Raw genomic sequence first — 19,350 nt, forward strand, 5'->3', positions numbered from 1 at the left:
ATCAAGGTCGAACTGGCCACCGTGCCCGCCGAGATCGCCAAGATCGTCGTGCCGGTCTCGATCCACGACGCCGAGAGCCGCGGCCACTCCTTCGGACAGGTCCGCAACGCCTTCATCCGGGTCGTGAACCAGGCGGACAACCAGGAGATCGCCCGCTACGACCTGTCCGAGGACGCCTCCACCGAGACCGCCATGGTCTTCGGCGAGCTCTACCGGCACGGCGCAGAGTGGAAGTTCCGCGCAGTCGGCCAGGGCTACGCCTCCGGACTGCGCGGCATCGCACAGGACTTCGGCGTCAACGTCTGACGCTGGGCCAACTTCTGACGCGCGTCAACGTCAGCTTCTGAGGCTCGTCAACTTCTGACGCTGGTCAGCTTCTGAGGCTCGTCAACTTCCGACGCTCACTGCGACTCCGCCGGGGCCCGTGAGGCGTGGCAGCAGGCTCTGCCGGCGCGGGGCGTGCTGCCATGTCCTCGCGCCGAACTGTCCACTCGCCGCTGTCCACTCGCCCTGAGCACCGCTCATTCCGCCAAGGAGACCCACCCTCGTGTCAGTGAACCTCAGCAAGGGCCAGCAGATCAGCCTCAGCAAGTCCGACGGCAGCTCGCTGACCGCCGTACGCATGGGACTCGGCTGGCAGTCCGCGCCCCGCAAGGGCTTCCTCGCCAAACTCACCGGCACCAGGGAGATCGACCTGGACGCCTCGGCCGTCCTCTTCGCCGGGCAGAAGCCGGTCGACGTCGTCTTCTTCCAGCACCTGGTCAGCGACGACGGCTCCGTGCGCCACACCGGCGACAACCTCGTCGGCGGCGTGGGCCAGGGCGGGGACGACGAGGCGATCCTCGTCGACCTGGCGCGGGTCCCGGTCCACGTGGACCAGATCGTCTTCACCGTGAACTCCTTCACCGGCCAGACCTTCGCCGAGGTCCAGAACGCCTTCTGCCGCCTCGTCGACGAGACCAACGGCCAGGAACTCGCCCGCTACACCCTCACCGGCGGCGGCAACCACACCGCGCAGATCATGGCCAAGGTCCATCGGGTGGGCGGCGGCTGGCAGTTGAAGGCCATCGGCGAGCCCGCGACCGGCCGTACCTTCCAGGACCTGATGCCCTCGATCGCCAGCCACCTCTGACGGCTGCCTCTGACGGCTGCCTCTGACAGCGGCCTCTGACAGCGGCCTCTGACGGCGGCCTCTGGTGGCTGGCTTCGACGGCTGCCTCAGGGCGCGGCAGGGGCAGGCGGACCTGCGTGCACCGAGGGCTCCTTGAGCTCGATCTCGACGAAGGCCAGGAAGGAGTCACCCGCGTTGACGACCTCGTGCTCGGCGCCCGCCGGACGTGCGTAGGACTCCCCGGCCCGCAGCTCTGACGCGGCTTCTGTTCCACCGGGGGACAGGATCCTGGTCGTGCCGTCGGTGAGCGGCACCACGACGTAGTCGTACTCGTGCACGTGCGGTCCTGTGCTGGTTCCGGGCTCGAAGTCCCAGCGGGTGACACGTACGCGTGCGTCGTCCTGCTGCAGCGTTGCCCGGGCCGTGGTCGTCATCGCGATTCCTTCCGTCCGTTCGGTGTGCCGTGCCGGTGGTGCGGAGCCACGGCACTGGTGGTGGAGATGCCGCAGTTCACCATGTACTCCCGGTCGCGGTGGGGCGTGGGGCGGCGGTGAGCTCGCCGTCGGGCGCCATCGCGTGCTGGGGGTCAGGGGGCGGGGCAGTGGGACGGCCCCCGGTGCGGGTGGCGCCGATACCGGCGATCACGACGAAGGCGACACCGGCCGCGGGGGCCCAGCCGGGTATCTGGCCGAGCACCAGCAGGCCGGCGAGCAGCGCGATGGCCGGTTCCAGGCTCATCAGGGTGCCGAACGCGGAGGCCGTGAGGCGGCGCAGGGCGAGGAACTCCAGAACGAAGGGCAGTACGGCGCTCAGGGCGGCAAGCCCAAGCGTGGCTCCGAGCAGCTTCCACGTGACGTGTTCCAGGTCGGAGGGTGCTGCGACGAGGAGGCCGATGCAGCCGGCGACGGGCATGGAGACGGCCAGCCCGTTCAGACCGGTCACGGAGTCGCCCACGTGCTGGGTCAGCACGATGTACCCCGCCCAGCAGGCCGCGGCGGCGAGCGCGAAGCCCGCGCCGACCGCGTCGATGCCGCCGTGCCACGGCTCGGTCAGTGCTACGACACCGATGGCGGCCATCAACGTCCAGCGCTTACGACCGCGACCCGGGCCGCAGAGGGATACGGCGAGCGGGCCGAGGAACTCCAGCGCACTGGCCGTGCCGAGCGGCAGCCGGGTCACGGCGAGCATGAAGAACACCATCATGCCCGCGCTGACCGTGCCCAACAGGGCGCACGCGCACAGGTCGCGGCCGCTGAAGTCGCGCAGGCGCGGCCGCACCAGGGCAAGCAGCAGCACACCGGCCCACGCCAGCCGCAGCCCTGTCGTCCCCAGGGCTCCGAGCTGGTCGACCAGCGAGACCGACAGCGCAAGGCCGAGCTGGATGGTGGACATGGCGGCCACGGCCATCACAGTTCCGGTGGTGGCCGAGGGCAGGCGCAGACGTAGACGTGCGCGGTGTTCGAGCAAGCTCATGGACGCCAGTAGACGAGGCGCAGACCGTTCGCGTCCACGTGCCGATCCTGAACGGTCCGTCCGTGAATCATGGACAATGGCCCCATGGAGACCCGACGCCTGCGCATGCTCCTTGAGCTGTCCCGCCTGGGGTCCATGCGCGCGGTGGCCGACATGCTCGGCACGACCACCTCGACGGTCTCGCAGCAGATGGCCGCCCTGGCGGACGACATGGGCACCGCATTGACCGAGCCGCACGGGCGCCTGGTCCGGCTGACGCCCGCGGGCCGCCGCCTTGCCGAGCACGCGGTGACGATCCTCTCCGCCGTCGAGACGGCACGCCACGACCTCGCCCCGGGGAGCGAGCCCAACGGCACTCTGCGCGTCGCAGGCTTCGCCACCGCCATACGCGCCCACCTGCTGCCCATCGTCACCGCCCTAACCACGAGCCACCCCCGCCTGAGCATCCTGGTCCGCGAACACGAACCCGCCGAGGCGCTGCGGCTGCTGGCCGAGGACGCCACGGATCTGGCCCTGACGTACGACTACAACCTGGCACCCGCGGCCGAGGACCCCGTGGTGCGCGCCACCGCCCTGTGGACCGCGCGCTGGGGCCTGGGCGTCCCCGCGCAGGCCGACATCCGCCCCGGCACCACGCTGGAGGTCTTCGCCCAACTCGCCGGTCAGGACTGGATCGTCAACTCGCGCAACACCGCGGACGAGACCGTCATCCGCACCCTTGCCTCCATGGCGGGCTTCACCCCGCGCATCACCCACCAGGCCGACAGCCTCGATCTCGTGCAGGGCATGATCACCGCCGGGCTCGGCGTGGGCCTGCTCCCCGTCGGGACCGACACGTTCCCCACGGTGCGGATCGTCCCGCTCACCGCCCCCGACGTCGAGCTGCGCTCCTACGCGGTGGCCCGCCACGGCCGACTGGACTGGCCGCCCCTCGCCCTGGTCACCGACCTCCTCGTCAGCCGGTCCACGACCGGGCACAAGTCCCGTCACCTGTCGTGATCCCTGCCGTGATCAAGGCGGGTCAGCCCTCGCGGCTCTCCGGTCAGTCCTCGCGGCCGCCCTCCTCAGGCTCGTCGGCCGCGTACGGATGCACGTACCGGCCGACGTCGAACGGCGTGAACCAACTGGCCGGGCCCGTGGTCGCCCTCCGCAGGTACTCGCCCACCGCGCTCCCGTCGGTCCCGTCCTGCGTGTCGTCGTACAGCCACGCGTGGTCCCTGCCCTCCTGGACCGTCTCCGAGAAGCGCTCCAACGCCGACGAGACCCCGCCGCCCAGCAGGCCGAAGGTGTCCAAGGTGACCCGCGCGGTGTTCAGCAGGAGTCTCAGCGCCAGCTCCTCCGCGACGCAGCTCAGCCGCACGAAGCTGCCGTCGGTGAAGCGCGTGGTCAGGGCCACGGCCGTCACGAGGAATCGGCGGGCGAAGTGCGCGTCGTACCGCAGGGCGTACCGCGGCGGCAGGTCGTCGAGGAGCCACAGCAGCTCGTCGCACTCGGCGACGTTCGTATCCTCCTGGTCGAGCGTGAAGGCGTCCTGGAACAGCTCGTCCAGGACGACGTCCGTCGCCCAGACCAGCACTCCGGCAGCCAGCTCGGCGTCCTCGGACGAGGTCTCGGGGCCGTACGGCTCGTACTCCCCGCCCTCCTTATCGACAGCACCGGCAGCACCGAACGTTCCCTGCCCGAAAGCCCTCAACTGGGCGGCGAGTGCGCGCATCCTCGCCTCTGCGGCCCTCGCCGCAGCGGCGGCATGGGCCGGGTCGGCGGAGGTCCCTCCCTCGGGCTCCGCCAGGCGGGCACGCCGGGCGGCCACATCCGCCGGGGGCGCTTCCGGGCCGTCGGCCGCGTCCAGACTCTCCTTGACGAGGTCAGGGTGCAGTTCGACCTCGCACCGTTCGACGCTCCAGTCGGCGAGCAGCTCCGAACTCTCAAGCACCTCTTCCACCAGCGAGCGCACCGTCTGCTCGGCCGTCTCAAGGGCCGGTGCGGTCACGAAGATCTTCAACAGCGCCCCGCCGGTATGGACGCCCACGAACGTGTCGTCGACCTCCACCTCCACCCCGTCCGGGCCTTCGAGCAGTCCGATCCCCCGCAGCCCCTCTTCGAGGAGAGCCGCAGCGCCGACCCCCTGCAGCTCGTCCATCTCCGGCGCACCGCTCGGAATCCTCGTATCCACCGTCACCGCGTACGTCACGGCGCTCAGCCTTACAGGCCGCACCAGCGCTTGCTGCGGCAATGACGATTTCCGGGGTGGTGCTACCAGGTCTCCGTGCCCTGCACCGGAGTCTTCGACGGCTTCGCCGCGCCCCCGCGAGTGCGCAGGCGCAGGGCGGCCAGCGGCAGGACGAGCACCGAGATCATGGCCGCGCCGACCAGGGCTGCCGCCTCGCCCTGGCCGATGACCTTCTCGTCGAGGCCGATCGTGGTGATGGCGACGACCAGGGGGAGGCAGGTCGACGCGTACAGGGCGAGGGCGCGGCGGTCGGTCGGGGTGAGGTCGCGGGGGGCGAGAGCGTAGGCGGGCAGGCCGCGTACGAGGAGGAAGAGCAGCAGGAAGACCGGGAGCAGGGCGAGGGCGCGGCCGCCGTCGAGGAGCGAGGCGAGGTCGAACTCGATGCCGGTGACGACGAAGAAGATCGGCACGAAGAAGCCGAAGCCCATCGCCTCGACCTTGCCGAGGATCTCCGGGCTGCTCCGCGGGGCCGCGCCGTGCATGACGAGCCGGGTGAGGATGCCGGCGGCGAACGCGCCGAGCAGCGCGTCCAGGCCGAAGGCAGCGGCGAGCGCGAGCATCGCGACGAGCAGCAGCATCACGAACCGCATCGCGAACTGGGCGCTGGAGTGCAGGGTGTTGGCGATGACCTCGGCGAACCACGGTGGGCGCGGGCGCAGCGCCCAGAAGATGGCGACGGCGGTGATCGCGGCGAACACGAGGAGGACCGCGGCCGACCGGCCCGGCTGGCGGCCGCTGAGCAGCAGCGCCATGGCGATGATCGGCCCGAACTCGCCGACCGCGCCGAACGCCATCATCACGGTGCCGAAGCGGCCCTTGAGGTCGCCGCTGTCGCGCAGGATCGGCAGGACCGTGCCGAGTGCGGTGCTGGTGAGAGCGGTGCCGATGACGACCGTCTTGGAGACGTCCGCGCCGGTCAGAGCGAGGGCGAGGCCAAGCCCGAGGACGAGCGAGACGAGCCACGCCCACACCGACCGCCGCAGCGTGTCCCCGCGTACGGCCGCGAACTCGATCTCGTACCCCGCGAGGAAGATCAGCATGGAGAGGCCGAGGTCGGACAGCATGTCCACGGCGTGGTCCTGGTGCGCCCAGCCGAGCACGTCGGGGCCGATGAGGATGCCCAGGACGATCTCGAAGATCACGAGCGGGATCCGGACCCAACGCCCGAGCCCGTACGACAACAGCGGCGCGAGCACGGCGATGGCCATGATCAGGACGAGGGTTCCCGGGTGCGACATAGGCGTTGTTTAGCACGCGAATGGGGCGATCAGGGCTAGCGGTTGGGGCTGGTGATGGGGGCTTGCGGTTGGGGCTGGCGCTTCGGGTCGCTGACGCGTGGTCAGTTCTCGTACGGCTGAGGCGTGGTCAGTTCTCGTACGGCTGAGGCGTGGTCAGTTCTCGTACGGCTGAGGCGTGGTCAGTTCTCGTACGGCGTGATGCGGCGGTACGCGGCGCGGGCGTGCAGGACTCGGGCCGTGGTCGTGCCGATGAGGGCCGCGGCGAGGAGGCAGGCCATCCACTCCAGGTCGCGGTCGCGGGCCCAGGAGATCTCGCCGGTGGGGTACGCGCCGAAGAAGTTGAGGAAGCCCCAGCACAGGACGGCCGTGCCCGGGGCCGCCACGAAGCTGCCGCGGACGCCGAGGAGGGCCGCGAAGAGGGAGAGCGCGGCGAGGGCGAGGCCCGTGCTGTCGAGGGCGCCGAGCAGGTCGAGGACGTGGACCAGGCCGAACGCGCCCGCGTAGGCCGCCGTCCAGATGAAGGGTGTGGCCCACGGTCGGGGGACCGCCCTGGCCTCGCGGGAGACGTACCGCCACTCCACCATGCCGATTCCTCCCCACCCCTGGGCGCTCGCCCAAGGTTACGGCTCGGGCAGAATCGCCGGATGCGGAATGACGTGCTGGTAGGGCGGTTCGAGGAGGAGCGGCCCCGGCTCAGGGCCGTCGCGTACCGGATGCTCGGTTCGCTCAGTGAGGCCGACGACGCCCTCCAGGAGACCTGGTTGCGGGTCGACCGGGCGGATGTGGACGCCGTACGCAACCTCGGCGGTTGGCTGACCACCGTCGTGTCCCGGGTGTGCCTGAACATGCTGCGGGCGCGGCAGGCCCGGCGCGAGGAGCCGCTGGACGCCGCGGTGTCGGGCGGTGAGGGGGTGGGCGCGCCCGCGGGTACGTCGGTGGGTACGTGGGTGAGTACGTCGGTGGGTGCGCCGCTGGTCGCCGAGGGGCGGGGGTCGGGTCCGGAGGAGGAGGCGCTGCTTGCCGATGCCGTCGGGCACGCGCTGCTCGTCGTGCTCGACACGCTGCGGCCGGTCGAGCGGGTGGTGTTCGTGCTGCACGATCTGTTCGCCGTGCCGTTCGACGAGATCAGCGCTCTCGTCGAGCGATCACCGGACGCCACACGGCAGTTGGCGAGCCGGGCGCGGCGGAGGGTTCGGGGGAGCGATGCCGGGGCGGGTGCCGGGGCGGGGGCGGGCACGGGTGCGGGTGCCGGTGCGGGTGCCGGTATCGATGCGCGGCTGCTGCGGGAGGTTGTCGAGGCGTTCCTCGCCGCCACGCGTCACGGTGATCTCGACTCGCTCGTCGCGCTCCTCCACCCGGACGTCGTCCTGCACGCCGACCCCGCCGTCGTCCCGACGCCCGAACCCGTCGTCGTACGCGGTGCCCGCCGGGTCGCCGAGGGCGCGATGGCCGCGATGGGCCGGGCACGGTTCACGGGCACGGCCCTGATCGACGGTTCCGCCGGGCTCGTGATGGTGCGTCAGGGGCGGCTCGCGGTCGCGCTGGTCTTCGAGGCCACGGACGGGGACGTCTCCCGGATCGATGTCATCGCCGAGCCGGGTCGGTTGAGCGCGCTTCGGGTGGATCTGCCCGCCTGAGTGCGGAGCCGGTCAGGCCCACCACGCCTCCCCCAGCGCCACCCCCGCGTACGCCGCACCGAGACCGGCCACCACGCTCGCGACCGCATTCAGGCCTGCGAGCAGGCGCGCCCCCGACTCCACAAGGCGCAGGGTCTCGTACGAGAACGTCGAGTACGTGCTCAACGCCCCGCACAGGCCCGTGCCGAGCAGCAGATACAGCGGGGAGGACGCGGTGCCCGTGAGCGTCGCGCCAGTGAGCGTCGCGCCAGTGATCAGGCCGAGGACGAGGCAGCCGGTGACGTTCACCGTGAACGTGCCCCACGGGAACACCGAGTCGTGCCGGGACTGCACGGCCCGGTCCGTGAGGTAGCGCAGCGGGGCGCCGACGGCCGCGCCTGCCAGCACGTACAGCCAGTTCATCGCGGAGTCCTCCGCTGACGGGGCTGGTGGCGGAGCTGGTGCCGGGGGCGGGGCTGGTGCCGGGGGCGGAGCTGGTGCCGGGTCCGGTGGGTCACGTGTGGTCCCGGCCGGTGTAGCGGATGACCTCGCAGTCGGCGAGGGTCACGAGCCCCTCGCCGACGAGTTCGTCCAGCTCGGGCAGGAAGGCGCGGACGCGTTCCTCGGTGTCGACGATCACGATCGCCACCGGCAGGTCCTCGCTGAGCGAGAGCAGCCGCTGGGTGTGGACGAGGGAGGAGGCGCCGAAGCCCTCGATCCCCTTGAACACACTGGCGCCCGCGAGGCCGGCCCGGTGGGCGCGGTGCACGATCTCGCTGTAGAGCGGCTTGCGCTGCCAGGTGTCGCTCTCCCCGATGAAGACCGTCAGGCGTAGGGCGGTTCCGGTGAGCCTCTTCGTCATCGTCGTCCTCGTCGTCCTCGTTGGCCTCCTCGTCCTCGTCGTCATCGCCTCCGTGGCGGGCGGGTCGTAGAGGTCGTACGGGTCATCGCTTCATATGGGTCGTACGCGTCGCGTTCAGGGCGCGGCGGGTGGTCGTCGCCGCCAGCCACACCGCCGCAAGGGCCGCGACCAGCGTCAGGGCGAGGTAGCCGAACGCGGCCCGGACCTCGCGCAGGTCGGTCAGGCGCTCGATGTCCACGGCGTACGTCGAGTAGGTCGTGAAGCCGCCGAGCACGCCCGTGCCGAGGAACGGCCTGACCAGGCGGTGCCGCTGCCTGCCCTCCGTGATCACGACCATGAGGACGCCCATCGCGGCGCACCCCACAACGTTCACACCGAGTGTCGTCCACGGGAACGCCCCGGCCGGGGTCGGCCAGATCAGCGAGGCCCCGTAACGGGCCGCCGCCCCGAGCACACCACCCACCGCGACCGCGGCCAGCGTCGGCCCCTGACCGCGCAGCAGGGCGGGCGCTCGGAGCTCGGCTGTTCCCATGGGGCCAGGCTAATTTCCTGCCACCGGGTCGGCCGCCGCTGCCCCGGCCGTCCCGGCGGGCGCGGCCTCGCCCGTACCGGCCACGACCGGCGTGGCCCCGCCCGTACCGGCCCTCCGTATCGCCCGCAGCGGAAGGAACAGGAGCAGGCCGATCGGTGAGAGCAGGATCGTCAGTACGAGAAGGGGGCCCATCACCCAGGCGGAGATGCCGAGTCGGCGGGCCTCGCGGTACATCCACTGGCCGAGCAGCAGGTCCCACGCGATGACCTGCGCCCAGATCGCACCCGCGCCGTCGGCGAGCGCGGTCAGCTCACGGAACCCGTCCACGTCCGGGCTGCTGACCGCCGCCCACAACTCGGGCAGGACCGGCAGCGCGAGCGCCAGATAGACGAGCAGCACGGGGACCACCGTCAGCGGGGACGCGGCCAACCGTTCGGTGAGCCGGGTGCCGGGCGCGAGGATCAGCAACAGCCAGACCGGGGCGGCCAGCCAGAAGGAGAGCTCGAAGAGGAAGCCTGTCATGACACGTCAACTCCCTGTTGTGATGGTTGCGTTGGCCGAGCGTGATCCTCGGCGCGTACCGCTGTGGGATTCCGGCCGACTCCCGGTCGACTCCCGCTCGCCGACCGCGACGGAGGTCTCGGCCGTGACTCCGCTCGCAAGATCGCCCATGCCCCGGCCGCCGTCGCCGCCAGGATCAGGCCCGCCCCGGTCAGCGTCGTCGCGTCCGGACGCAGCAGGGCCTGGCCGCGCAGGGCCTGCTGAACGAGGACGATGAAGATCGCCGCGTACGTCAGCGACGCCAGGCCGACGAACCGCGCTCGCACCCGCTCACCCCGCAGCCGGGGCACACGTCGCCCGAGCAGCACCAGGGCGATGACGAGCAGCGGCAGCAGCTGCAGCGCGTGCATGCCGAAGAAGTGCGGGATACGCAGGTCACCGCCGGTGGTCGACCAGCCGGTGAGCGGCATCGACGGTCCGCCGTCCGGTACGCCCACGCTGTGCGCGCCGATCACGTCCGACTCCCCGCGCAGCTGCCCGGGCGTCGGCCGCGTCATCAGGAATCCGACGGCCGACCCGGCGAGCGCCAGCACGATCCCGGCGCGCATCGCCCGCGCCGCCGCCCGGTCCGCGACGCGGGCGCGCAGCAGCAGGACGGCTATCAGCAGCGTGGCCGCCCACAGCACGACGATCGTCGCCCCCATGACGTTGAACAGTGCCGAGTCGAACGGCGTCGCCTGGTTGAAGTGGCTGCGCCTGCCGCGGACCACCTGTCCCACGATGATCACCATCTCGACCAGCCCCGACGCGGCCACGACGGCCCCTGCCCACCGGCCCACCCGCGCCGCCCTGCCGCGGGGCGGCAGTTGCGCGAGAAGCCAGGCGAGCGACAGGCAGTACGCCACGAACGAGACCGAGAACTTGAACGGCTTGAGCCAGATCGGCGAGCCGACGAGCACCCGGTCGTCGAGGACCAGGCCCGCGGCACAGACCACGGCCGTCACGGCCATCACCCCCGCGAACGCGAGCAACGGCCGATTCCAAGCCCCCAGCCGCCCCCTCGACGCCCCCAACTCCTCCGGCTTGATCAGCCCTGCTAACTCGCTCGGCTTCCTCATGACGAACCCCTCCCGTGGAGACAGCTGAGACGTGGCGTAGTGGATAGCGGCGCTATCCACTATCCGATAGTGCCACTATCTATGATGGGTGGACCCTTGGCAAGGGCTTGAAGGGCCGAAAGGCCGAAAGGTCGAAGGGTCGAAGGGTCGAAGGACGGATGAAGGAACGGCTCAAGGGGTGGATCGAGGAGTGAGTCAAGGAGTGGGCCCAGGAGCGGGCCAAGGAAGGGACCTGGCAATGAACCTGGAGGTGAACCACCCATGCGCGTCGGTGAGTTGAGCCGAAGAACCGGGGTTCCGGTGCCGACGATCAAGTACTACGTACGCGAGGGACTCCTGCCGCCCGGCGAGCTCAGCAGCCCCAACCAGGCGCGCTACGACGAGACCCATGAGCGTCGCCTCCGGCTGATCCGTGCGCTTCTCGACGTCGGAGGGCTGAAGGTGGCGGCCATCGCGGAGGTGCTGCAGGCCGTCGACGAGCCCGGCCGGCCCGTACACGACGTGCTGGGCGCCGCGGCCAAGCGGCTCGGGCCGCCGCAGCACGACGAAGGAGACGACGAGGCCCGGTCCGAAGCGCGGGACACCGTGCAGGAGTTGATCGCGCGACGCGGCTGGCGCGTCGGCACGGACAACCCGGCCGCCACCGACCTGGCGCACGCACTCGTCGCCCTCGACCGCCTCGGCCACGCCGCCTTCGCCGAACTCCTCGACGACTACGCCGACGCCGCCGAGCAGGTCGCCCGCGCCGACCTCGACTATGTGAACCGCCGGGTGGCAGTCGAGGATCTGGTCGAGACCGTGGTCATCGGAACGGTGCTCGGCGAGGCCGTGTTCAACGCCCTGCGCCGACTCGCCCATGTGGACAGGTCCGCGCAGCAGTTCGGCGACTAGGGGGAGACCCCCCTGATCCACCCACCTCGGTTCAGGCGTTCAAGGGCGGGACGCTCCGGCCGAGCCGCGGCCCGAGAGCCTCACAGCCGCCAGTCCGGCGCCCCGCCCTTCGGTCTGTACCCGCACGTGCTGCCCGTCGAGACCGACTCCCGCAGGTGCGCGGCCAGTTCGGGGTGGCGGGTGTCCAGGCGGCGGAGGGTGTCGCGGATGCGGGCGGTGACCGTTTTGCGGGCGCGCTCCGCCTCGTCGCCGAGGCGGCGGGTGCGGCCGCCGAGGCTCGCTGCGGCGCGGAGTTCGCTCAGGAGGGCCTTGCGCTCCCGGTCGTACTCCGCCGCGCGCTCCGTGGCGCCCCTCTCCGCCGCGCGGTCTATCTCCTCGTCGAGGCGTTCGAGTCGGAGGCGGTACTGCCGCTTCGCCTCCTCGTCCAGGACCGCGTCCCCGCCGAGGCTGCGGGCCGCGACCACCTCGGCCCCGCCCTCGGGCGCCAGGAGGTGCACGGCCGGGATGTCGTCGCCCGGGCGGGACAGCAACTGCCGCAGGTCCCGCAGGCCCTTGGCGTCGGGCATGGGTGTCGTACGACCGGCGTACGTCAGCGTCCAGACCGTGCCGTCGAAACGGAACTCGTGCGCGGACGGGGGGAGTTCGGGAACGTCTGCCGTGCCGACCGGTTCGCGGGAGGGCGGTGGCTGTGCCAGGGCGGCCGGTGGGGTCGTCGGCTTGGGTGCCGCGCGGCCTTCCCGCAGCCGGCTCATGCGGCGCAGCACCTGCCGCATGCCGAGGTCCTCCGCGTCCCGTACGACCTCGGTCAGCAGCGGTGCCGGGTCCTCACCGCGAGCCGCGCGGACTTCGGCGAGCTGGGCGCGGGCCAGCACCGACCAGGGCCTGGCCGCGAGGAGTTCGGCCGAGCGGTACGCCCTCGTGAAGCCCTGCTCCGCCTCCTCCAGGCGGCCCGACGCGGCGTCGCACACGGCCATCCAGTGCACGACGGGGCCGCTGATGTCCCAGCCGAACATCGACACCGCCCACTGCCCGGCGTACGGCACGAGCGCCGCGCGGGCCGCCGCGCACAGCGCGCGGTCCCCGGAGGCCGCCGCGGCCTGCGCCTGGAACCGCAGCCGCAACGGCAGGAAACCGCGGTCGATGTCGGCCGTACGAGGGTGCGGCTCCGCTTCCCGGCCGGACTCCGGGCCCGGCTCCGGGAGCAGCTCCCGCGCGTACGCCACCGCCGCATCCAACTCGGCCCGGGACGCGCCCTCCTCCTCGGCGCGCTCCACCGCCGTGATCCCGAAGAGGAGGCGCGCACAGGGGTGCCCGCGCTCCAGGCTGCGCAGCACCTCGTCCACTCCTTCGTACCGCCCCTGGAGCAGCGCCAGCGTCCAGCGGTGGTGCTCCAGGAGGGGGAGGAAGTGCGTGTGGGGTTCGGTTCTGCTCGCGTACCCGAAGGCCTCCGTGAGGAAGCTCTCGGCCTGTGCGAAGCGGCCGCCGAGGGCGCACACGATGGACTGGTCGATGGCCGCGCCCACGCCCATGAGAGGCAGGCCGGACTGCTCGGCATGCGCCACGTACGCGTGGTACTCGTCGAGATAGCGCGGGTCGCCCAGCTCGATGCGGGCCACCCAGTGCAGCGCGCGGGCGAAGTGCTCGCCCTCCAGGTCGTCGGAGCGCTGGGCGATCGCGGTCAACTCCTCGACCAGCGCGACCCGTTCGGCCGCCGTGCCTGGACCCCAGATGGCGTGGTGGCGGGCCCACAGGCTGAAGCCGAGCGCCTCGTCGTCCGCGTGCCTGCGGGCCAGGACGGCGCTGCGGACGCTGAGTTCCTGGGCGAGTTCGCTCGCCGGGCGCCCTTCGGTGCGGTCGACGACGGCGCCGCCGCGCGCGGGCGGTCCGCTGTGCTGCTTGTCCCCGCCGACCAGCGCGCGGTGCGCCTCGCGCAGCAGCTCGTCCGCCTCGCTCGGGCCGTCCGTGCCGAACAGGCCGGCCAACTGCCTGCTGTAGAGCGTGAGCGCCACGCGCGCGAGGAGCGTCGGATCGTCCAGGGAGCGGGCCAGGTCCAGGGCCTCGTCGAAGGCGGCACGGCATTCGTCCTCCTCGCCCGCGTGGTGCAGGGACTCTCCGAGCGCCAGCGCGACCAGGACCCGCCTGCCCTGGTCCTCCAGGCCGACGGCGCGCTCCGCCGCCCTCCGCTGGTGCACCACCTGCTCCTCCAGGGCGAGCCGCGACCCGGCGTCGTGCGCGGCCTCCTGCAGCAGCCGCACCGCCGTCTCGGGCGCCACCTCGTCCCCCGCGGCGTAGGCATGCCGGGCGCGGTCCGCCGGGAACACCTTCGCGGCCAGGTCGGGCGCCCGCTCCAGGGCTTCGACCACGGCGGCGTGCAGCGCGCGGGCCTCGTCCGGGGCGGGCTCCTCCTGGAGGGTCTCCCGTACGAGATCGTGGGCGAAGGCGAAGCGGCCGTTGCCCAGGGACGTCATCAATCGGGCCGTGACCGCCTGGTCGAGGAGGCGGTCGACGTGTGCCACCGGCGCGCCCGCGACGGCCGCGAGCACCTGGCGGTGGAACTCCCTGCCGAGCACCGCACCCGTCGTCAGCAGGTCCTTGACCGCCGCGGGCAGCAGGCCGAGGCGGCGCCGCACCGCCTCACGCACACCTGGTGCGACCGCGCCGAGTGTGCCGCCCGCCGCCCACAGGCGGGCCGACTGCTCCACGAAGAACGGGTTGCCGCCCGTGAAGCGGTGCAGTTCGGTGAGGGTGGGCTCGTCCGGCTCCCGGGCCGCCGTACGCTCCACCAGGGCGCCCGTCTCGGCGCGGGTCAGGCCCGCGAGGCTGAGCGTCGTGCCCTTCGCGACCAGGGGCAGGATCTGGTCGCGCAGCGGGTGGCCCTCGGCGTCCACCTCCGCGTCCCGGTACGTCCCGATCAGCAGCAGGCGCTCGAACCACGCGTGTCCCGCGGCGAATTCGAGCAGTTTCAGTGAGGCCGTGTCCGCCCAGTGCAGGTCGTCGAGGACGACCACCACGGGCTGGTCCTGGGAGACGGTGACCAGCGCCGTCGTCACCGCGTCGTACAGGTGGAAGGCGGCCGTCGGGTCGTCGGCACCCGGCACCGGGGACTCGCCGAGGAGCGCGCCGAGCCGCCACGAGGTCTCCGAACCGACGGTCTCCTGGGCCGCGGCGAACCGCTCCTCCCCCACCGCACGCCGCAGGGCGCGCACGACCTGCACCCACGGCCAGTACCCCGGCGCGCTGTCCGAGGCCCAGCAGGCGCCCGTCAGCACCAGGGCGCCTCTGTCCCGCGCCTCATGCGCGGCCTGGGTGACCAGGGTCGTCTTGCCGATTCCGGGCTCGCCCGTGACCAGCACGAGCCCGCCGTGGCTGTGCACGGCGCGGTCCACCTCGGCGCGCAGCACGGCCGCCGGGTGGTCTCGTCCGATGAGAGCGGCTGGGGTCATGCTTCGAAACCATAGGCGCCGCCACTGACAGCCGGCGGGGCCTGTGGATAACTTCGGCGCCAGGAGGGCTCACGGACCGAATCGGGCGCGGCGGGACTGACCCCGGCCTGGCCGACGGCACCAGGGACCTTCGCGGTCGGCGAGGTCAACTCCGCTTCAGTAGGCTCCCGTTCAGTCGTGATGGCCCTTGGCGTCCTCGGTCGTGTAGTAGCGGTAGAACATCGCGCCGGCCACCACCGCGCCCACGATGGCCGCGTTGCCGATGGACCTCAGGATGCTCGCGTCGGTCAGGCTGTAGAGGAAGCCGAAGGCGATGCCGGTGAACGAGCCCCAGGCCAGGGCGCGCAGCTCGCGCGGCAGGCGCGCGGACATCGACCGCAGGCCGAAGTAGACGGCCCCGAAGACGACTCCGGCGACGATGCCGTACAGGACATTGCCCGTCGTGATGGGGCCGCCGTCGCGGTGGTTGGCCGCGGCCCACAGGCCGTAGGCGACCGCGAGCAGCGGGGCCAGCCAGGTCGTCGACCCAGTGGGGCGGTGGGCACGTACAGGTGCTGGTGCGGCGTGTGCCATGAGGTCGTCCTCTCGTCCTCGCAGTCACTCCCCTGCATTTCAAGAGCACACCCGGGCAGGTCCCCCGGCAAGTCGGGCGGCGACCCGCCCGGCGGTGGTCCTCAGCAGGGCCCGGTGGTGCCCTCAGCGGCGCCGGGCGGTCTCTCTTCAGTGATCGCGGCAGGAGTCCTGGCACTGGCAGTCGGACCAGCAGGGGTCCGGGTCGTTCCGGTGCTGGTTCCAGTCGCCCCGGTTCTGGTGGTGGTTGCGGCCGGTGTCGTCGCACATCGGAGCCTGTCGTTCCGGTTTCATGTACGCGCCACTCGCCCAGCCGTGGCCTCCGCCCAGCCAGTACCAGTACGGGTTGCCGTTCACGTGGGTGCTGAGCGTGGCGCACTCGATGAGCTCACGTGCGCCCGGCGGAAGTGAACCGACCTTCGCAGAAACGGGGTTGGGGTCCGCCCGCAGGCTGATGTCACGGTGCGAGACGACGACGCCCCGTACGGAGCCGTCGTTCCCAGCCATCGCCGGTGCCGCGGAGGCGAAGCTCACGGCGATGAAAGTGCCGCTCGCGAAAGCGGTGGCGGCAAGAGTGCGCAAGGACCTGGTCGTACGCATGGAGCGACCTCCTCGCCCCCCTTCCCCATCCTCAAGGAAACACCCGACGCCACGAATCCGCTCGGCGATTCGGCTCGGCCGACGGGCTGTTGGCTGTCACGGACCGTTGCCCTACCGGCGCGAGACCCGCTGCCAGACCGCCGCCAGCCCCCGTCCGATTCCGCGAGATCCCCGCGAGATCGAATCTGGCGGCCGCGCGATCCGATCTCGCGCCCAAGAGACAGAAGCAGACAGCGAGAGACAGCAGGGGCGCGACAAGCACGACAGGCATGACAGGCACGACAAGCACGACAGCCGCCCATGCAGAACTCGACGAACGACGCGGACAGCGGAGAGGTGGGCAGGGGGTGTGATGACGAAGGCGGAGGAGCGGCTCGCGGTCGCGGTGATCGTGGGATCCACCCGCGAGGGACGCGTCGGCGGCAGCGTCGCGGAGTGGTTCCTCGAGCGCGCCACGCAGCGCGAGGACCTGAAGCTGGACGTCGTGGACCTCGTCGACTACACGGACCTGCCCGTGCGTTACCCCTCCGCCCCCACCGACGCGATGCGCCGCTTCGCCCGCCACGTCGACCGGGCCGACGGCTTCGTGGTCGTCACGCCCGAGTACAACCGCAGCTTCCCTGCCGTCCTCAAGCAGGCGCTCGACTTCGCGTACGACGAATGGCACGGCAAGCCCGTCGGCTTCGTCAGCTACGGCTACGACAGCCTGGGACTGTACGCAGTCGAGCAACTGCGGTGCGTGTTCACCGAGCTGCATGCGATGAGTCTGCGCGACGGCGTCGGTCTCAACCTCGTCGACGAACTGCCGCGGGGCCCGGAGAACCGGCCGAGCCGGGCGGTGACCTCGATGCTCGACCAGCTCGTCTGGTGGGGTCACGCACTGCGCACGGCCCGCGCGGCCCACCCGTACCCCTCCTGACGCCGTACGGAGCACCCCGAAGACCGAGAAGCCGCCAGACCGAGAAGCCGCCCGGCTTCCACGACAAGGAACAAGAAAGGACCGGAGACCCATGAGCAACCAGACTGGCCGTTCGACCGGCCTGGCCATCGAGACCGCGGGTCTGGTGAAGACCTTCGGGGCCAACCGCGCAGTCGACGGCATCGACCTGAGCGTCCCGGCCGGCACCGTCTACGGCGTGCTCGGGCCGAACGGCGCGGGCAAGACCACCGCCGTGAAGATGCTCGCCACGCTGCTGCGACCGGACGGCGGCGAAGCGCACGTCTTCGGGCACGACGTGGTGCGCGAGGCGGACGCGGTCCGCAGCCGGGTCAGCCTGACCGGTCAGTACGCCTCGGTCGACGAGGACCTGACCGGCACCGAGAACCTGGTGCTGCTCGGCCGGCTCACCGGCCACTCCAAGCGGGCCTCCGCACAGCGCGCCGAGCAGCTCCTGGAGGCCTTCGGCCTCACCGAGGCCGCGCCCCGGCAGGTGAAGAACTACTCCGGCGGCATGCGGCGCCGTATCGACATCGCCGCCTCCATCCTCAACACCCCGGACCTGCTCTTCCTCGACGAGCCCACGACCGGTCTCGACCCGCGCAGCCGCAACCAGGTCTGGGACATCGTGCGCGCGGTCGTCGCCCAGGGCACCACGGTCCTGCTGACCACCCAATATCTCGACGAGGCCGACCAGTTGGCGGCCCGGATCGCGGTGATCGACCAGGGCAAGGTGATCGCCGAGGGCACCAAGGGCGAGCTGAAGTCGTCCGTCGGCGCGGGCGCCGTGCACCTACGGCTGCGCGACGCCGAGCAGCGCCCGGAGGCCGAGCAGCTCCTGAAGAAGGCCCTCGACGCCCAAGTGCTGCTGGAGGCCGACCCGTTGGCGCTCACCGCGCGCATCAGCAACGGCGACGGGAACGGCACCGCGGCCGCCGAGAAGGCCTCCCGCGCGCTGGCGGAGCTGGCCCGTGCCGGGATCACCGTCGACAACTTCTCGCTCGGCCAACCCAGCCTGGACGAAGTGTTCCTGGCCCTCACCGACCGCCCGGCCACCCCCGGCGGCACCCCCACCGACCCGCGCGACGACGCACAGGAAGAGGCACTGGCATGAGCACCGCGACCCAGACGAACGCCCCCGGCGCAGGCGGAGCCCCGGAGGAACTCGCCGCGGTCTCCACCGAGTCGCTGGCCGAACTCCTCATCGCCAAGGACCGCCCACCGCGCCCCAGCGCGCTCTCCGCGTCGGTCACCTTCGGGTGGCGGGCCATGCTGAAGATCAAGCACGTCCCCGAGCAGCTCTTCGACGTCACCGCCTTCCCGATCATGATGGTGCTGATGTACACGTACCTCTTCGGCGGGGCGCTCGCGGGCTCGCCGCAGGAGTATCTGCAGCGGCTGCTGCCCGGCATCCTCGTGATGTCGATCGTGATGATCACGATGTACACGGGCGTCTCGGTCAACACCGATATCGACAAGGGCGTCTTCGACCGCTTCAGAACCCTGCCGATCTGGCGCCCCTCGGTGATGGTGGGCTATCTCCTCGGCGACATGCTGCGGTACGTCCTCGGTTCCCTCGTCATCCTCACCGTCGGCCTGATCCTCGGATTCCGCCCGGAGGGCGGAGTGGCCGGAGTGATGGCAGGCATCGCGCTGCTCGTCGTGTTCTCGTTCGCGTTCTCGTGGGTGTGGACGATGTTCGGCCTGATGCTGCGCACCGAGAAGTCCGTGATGGGCGTCTCGATGATGGTGATCTTCCCGCTGACCTTCCTCAGCGACATCTTCGTGGAGACCTCGACGATGCCGGGCTGGCTGCAGGCCTTCGTCAACAACAACCCGGTCACGCACGTCTCTTCGTCCGTCCGCTCCTTCATGCAGGGCGAGTGGCCCGGCGCGGAGCTGATCTGGACGCTGGGCTGGGCGGCCTTCCTGGTCGCGGTATTCGGCCCGATCACGATGCGCCTCTACAACCGCAAGTAAACAGCCACCTGAATACGGGGGTTGGGGGCCGGGCGCCGACGGGGACACCCGGCCCCCGCCGGACGACACGAGGCCCGTCGGGCACGCGGCACAGCATCGACACGGCGCCGCTCCTGCCGCTGCCACCACTGCCGCACCTGCCACTGCCACTGCCACTGCTGCCGCCGCTACCACTGCTGCTGCTCCATAGGTGTCGATCTCCCCGGCCCGGCCACTCGGCCGCAGCAACACCGGTCGCGGGTGGGCGG

At 71.5% G+C, this 19,350-nt stretch carries 21 protein-coding genes; 8 read left to right on the forward strand and 13 right to left on the reverse strand.

Going from position 1 to position 19,350, the window contains the following annotated elements:
• The coding region (locus RCO28_RS34730; protein WP_308945352.1) for a TerD family protein at positions 1-306 on the forward strand (306 nt) is incomplete at its 5' end.
• A 241-nt stretch (positions 307-547) separates the two neighbouring features.
• The gene (locus tag RCO28_RS34735; protein ID WP_308945353.1) at positions 548-1,132 is read left to right on the forward strand and encodes a TerD family protein; all 585 of its coding nucleotides are present in this window, start codon (positions 548-550) and stop codon (positions 1,130-1,132) included.
• A gap of 86 nt (positions 1,133-1,218) precedes the next feature.
• Here RCO28_RS34735 and RCO28_RS34740 read toward each other — a convergent pair whose 3' ends face one another.
• The gene (locus RCO28_RS34740; RefSeq protein WP_308945421.1) at positions 1,219-1,713 is read right to left on the reverse strand and encodes a cupin domain-containing protein; all 495 of its coding nucleotides are present in this window, start codon (positions 1,711-1,713) and stop codon (positions 1,219-1,221) included.
• Entirely contained in the window at positions 1,622-2,584 is a 963-nt protein-coding gene (locus RCO28_RS34745) for an EamA family transporter (RefSeq protein WP_308945354.1), read from the reverse strand. Before RCO28_RS34745 ends, RCO28_RS34740 begins: the two co-directional genes overlap by 92 nt.
• Positions 2,585-2,668: 84 nt before the next feature.
• Here RCO28_RS34745 and RCO28_RS34750 point away from each other — a divergent pair, with 84 nt between their 5' ends.
• Positions 2,669-3,583, forward strand: a complete 915-nt coding sequence (locus RCO28_RS34750; protein WP_308945355.1) for a LysR substrate-binding domain-containing protein — start codon at positions 2,669-2,671, stop codon at positions 3,581-3,583.
• Positions 3,584-3,626: 43 nt separating this feature from the next.
• Here RCO28_RS34750 and RCO28_RS34755 read toward each other — a convergent pair whose 3' ends face one another.
• The 3 genes from RCO28_RS34755 to RCO28_RS34765 all read right to left on the reverse strand — a co-directional run bounded on the left by RCO28_RS34755 (position 3,627) and on the right by RCO28_RS34765 (position 6,636).
• Positions 3,627-4,775: a hypothetical protein gene (locus RCO28_RS34755; RefSeq protein WP_308945356.1), complete on the reverse strand. Its 1,149-nt coding sequence runs from the start codon at positions 4,773-4,775 to the stop codon at positions 3,627-3,629.
• A gap of 62 nt (positions 4,776-4,837) precedes the next feature.
• Positions 4,838-6,052, reverse strand: coding sequence for a cation:proton antiporter (locus RCO28_RS34760; RefSeq protein WP_308945357.1), 1,215 nt, complete (start codon positions 6,050-6,052; stop codon positions 4,838-4,840).
• A gap of 179 nt (positions 6,053-6,231) precedes the next feature.
• Positions 6,232-6,636 carry a hypothetical protein gene (locus tag RCO28_RS34765; RefSeq protein WP_308945358.1) on the reverse strand — a complete coding sequence of 135 codons (405 nt, stop codon included), beginning with the start codon at positions 6,634-6,636 and terminating at the stop codon, positions 6,232-6,234.
• Positions 6,637-6,696: 60 nt separating this feature from the next.
• Here RCO28_RS34765 and RCO28_RS34770 point away from each other — a divergent pair, with 60 nt between their 5' ends.
• Positions 6,697-7,689, forward strand: coding sequence for a sigma-70 family RNA polymerase sigma factor (locus RCO28_RS34770; protein ID WP_308945359.1), 993 nt, complete (start codon positions 6,697-6,699; stop codon positions 7,687-7,689).
• A gap of 12 nt (positions 7,690-7,701) precedes the next feature.
• On the opposite strand, the gene RCO28_RS34775 is transcribed toward RCO28_RS34770, so the two are convergent.
• The 5 genes from RCO28_RS34775 to RCO28_RS34795 all read right to left on the reverse strand — a co-directional run bounded on the left by RCO28_RS34775 (position 7,702) and on the right by RCO28_RS34795 (position 10,573).
• Entirely contained in the window at positions 7,702-8,091 is a 390-nt protein-coding gene (locus RCO28_RS34775) for a CrcB family protein (RefSeq protein WP_308945360.1), read from the reverse strand.
• 91 nt (positions 8,092-8,182) lie between these two features.
• Positions 8,183-8,530 (reverse strand): DUF190 domain-containing protein, encoded by a 348-nt coding sequence (locus RCO28_RS34780; RefSeq protein WP_308945361.1) that lies wholly within the window; start codon positions 8,528-8,530, stop codon positions 8,183-8,185.
• An 82-nt stretch (positions 8,531-8,612) separates the two neighbouring features.
• On the reverse strand, positions 8,613-9,062 hold the full coding sequence (locus RCO28_RS34785; protein WP_308945362.1) for a CrcB family protein: 450 nt from the start codon (positions 9,060-9,062) through the stop codon (positions 8,613-8,615).
• 9 nt (positions 9,063-9,071) lie between these two features.
• Positions 9,072-9,584, reverse strand: coding sequence for an ABA4-like family protein (locus RCO28_RS34790; protein ID WP_308945363.1), 513 nt, complete (start codon positions 9,582-9,584; stop codon positions 9,072-9,074).
• Positions 9,581-10,573, reverse strand: coding sequence for a hypothetical protein (locus RCO28_RS34795; protein ID WP_308945422.1), 993 nt, complete (start codon positions 10,571-10,573; stop codon positions 9,581-9,583). The genes RCO28_RS34790 and RCO28_RS34795 overlap by 4 nt, the downstream gene beginning before the upstream one ends.
• A gap of 369 nt (positions 10,574-10,942) precedes the next feature.
• On the opposite strand from RCO28_RS34795, the gene RCO28_RS34800 reads away from it, so the two are divergent.
• The gene (locus tag RCO28_RS34800) at positions 10,943-11,572 is read left to right on the forward strand and encodes a MerR family transcriptional regulator (RefSeq protein WP_308945364.1); all 630 of its coding nucleotides are present in this window, start codon (positions 10,943-10,945) and stop codon (positions 11,570-11,572) included.
• 80 nt (positions 11,573-11,652) lie between these two features.
• Here the strand turns inward: RCO28_RS34800 and RCO28_RS34805 are convergent, their stop codons facing one another.
• The 3 genes from RCO28_RS34805 to RCO28_RS34815 form a co-directional block, all read right to left on the reverse strand.
• Entirely contained in the window at positions 11,653-15,015 is a 3,363-nt protein-coding gene (locus RCO28_RS34805; RefSeq protein WP_308945365.1) for an AAA family ATPase, read from the reverse strand.
• Positions 15,016-15,186: 171 nt separating this feature from the next.
• Entirely contained in the window at positions 15,187-15,588 is a 402-nt protein-coding gene (locus RCO28_RS34810; protein ID WP_308945366.1) for a hypothetical protein, read from the reverse strand.
• Positions 15,589-15,735: 147 nt separating this feature from the next.
• Positions 15,736-16,185 (reverse strand): SH3 domain-containing protein, encoded by a 450-nt coding sequence (locus tag RCO28_RS34815; RefSeq protein ID WP_308945367.1) that lies wholly within the window; start codon positions 16,183-16,185, stop codon positions 15,736-15,738.
• Between the two features lie 352 nt (positions 16,186-16,537).
• Between RCO28_RS34815 and RCO28_RS34820 the strand changes: the two genes are divergently transcribed.
• From RCO28_RS34820 to RCO28_RS34830, 3 genes are all read left to right on the forward strand, one after another.
• Positions 16,538-17,104 (forward strand): NAD(P)H-dependent oxidoreductase, encoded by a 567-nt coding sequence (locus RCO28_RS34820; protein WP_308945368.1) that lies wholly within the window; start codon positions 16,538-16,540, stop codon positions 17,102-17,104.
• Between the two features lie 91 nt (positions 17,105-17,195).
• Positions 17,196-18,236, forward strand: coding sequence for an ATP-binding cassette domain-containing protein (locus RCO28_RS34825; RefSeq protein WP_308945369.1), 1,041 nt, complete (start codon positions 17,196-17,198; stop codon positions 18,234-18,236).
• A complete protein-coding gene (locus RCO28_RS34830) occupies positions 18,233-19,102 on the forward strand; it encodes an ABC transporter permease (protein WP_308945370.1) in 870 nt (289 codons plus the stop codon). Before RCO28_RS34825 ends, RCO28_RS34830 begins: the two co-directional genes overlap by 4 nt.
• The last annotated feature ends 248 nt before the right edge of the window (positions 19,103-19,350 follow it).

Source organism: Streptomyces sp. LHD-70 (genome assembly GCF_031157275.1).
Taxonomy (GTDB): domain Bacteria; phylum Actinomycetota; class Actinomycetes; order Streptomycetales; family Streptomycetaceae; genus Streptomyces.

Coding starts and splice junctions, on each gene's coding strand:
- RCO28_RS34745 (WP_308945354.1), bottom strand. CDS start 2,584: ATGAGCTTGCTCGAACACCGCGCACGTCTACGTCTGCGCCTGCCCTCG.
- RCO28_RS34820 (WP_308945368.1), top strand. CDS start 16,538: ATGACGAAGGCGGAGGAGCGGCTCGCGGTCGCGGTGATCGTGGGATCC.
- RCO28_RS34795 (WP_308945422.1), bottom strand. CDS start 10,573: ATGGCCGTGACGGCCGTGGTCTGTGCCGCGGGCCTGGTCCTCGACGAC.
- RCO28_RS34830 (WP_308945370.1), top strand. CDS start 18,233: ATGAGCACCGCGACCCAGACGAACGCCCCCGGCGCAGGCGGAGCCCCG.
- RCO28_RS34765 (WP_308945358.1), bottom strand. CDS start 6,636: ATGGTGGAGTGGCGGTACGTCTCCCGCGAGGCCAGGGCGGTCCCCCGA.
- RCO28_RS34825 (WP_308945369.1), top strand. CDS start 17,196: ATGAGCAACCAGACTGGCCGTTCGACCGGCCTGGCCATCGAGACCGCG.
- RCO28_RS34815 (WP_308945367.1), bottom strand. CDS start 16,185: ATGCGTACGACCAGGTCCTTGCGCACTCTTGCCGCCACCGCTTTCGCG.
- RCO28_RS34780 (WP_308945361.1), bottom strand. CDS start 8,530: ATGACGAAGAGGCTCACCGGAACCGCCCTACGCCTGACGGTCTTCATC.
- RCO28_RS34785 (WP_308945362.1), bottom strand. CDS start 9,062: ATGGGAACAGCCGAGCTCCGAGCGCCCGCCCTGCTGCGCGGTCAGGGG.
- RCO28_RS34800 (WP_308945364.1), top strand. CDS start 10,943: ATGCGCGTCGGTGAGTTGAGCCGAAGAACCGGGGTTCCGGTGCCGACG.
- RCO28_RS34750 (WP_308945355.1), top strand. CDS start 2,669: ATGGAGACCCGACGCCTGCGCATGCTCCTTGAGCTGTCCCGCCTGGGG.
- RCO28_RS34810 (WP_308945366.1), bottom strand. CDS start 15,588: ATGGCACACGCCGCACCAGCACCTGTACGTGCCCACCGCCCCACTGGG.
- RCO28_RS34770 (WP_308945359.1), top strand. CDS start 6,697: ATGCGGAATGACGTGCTGGTAGGGCGGTTCGAGGAGGAGCGGCCCCGG.
- RCO28_RS34790 (WP_308945363.1), bottom strand. CDS start 9,584: ATGACAGGCTTCCTCTTCGAGCTCTCCTTCTGGCTGGCCGCCCCGGTC.
- RCO28_RS34805 (WP_308945365.1), bottom strand. CDS start 15,015: ATGACCCCAGCCGCTCTCATCGGACGAGACCACCCGGCGGCCGTGCTG.
- RCO28_RS34775 (WP_308945360.1), bottom strand. CDS start 8,091: ATGAACTGGCTGTACGTGCTGGCAGGCGCGGCCGTCGGCGCCCCGCTG.
- RCO28_RS34760 (WP_308945357.1), bottom strand. CDS start 6,052: ATGTCGCACCCGGGAACCCTCGTCCTGATCATGGCCATCGCCGTGCTC.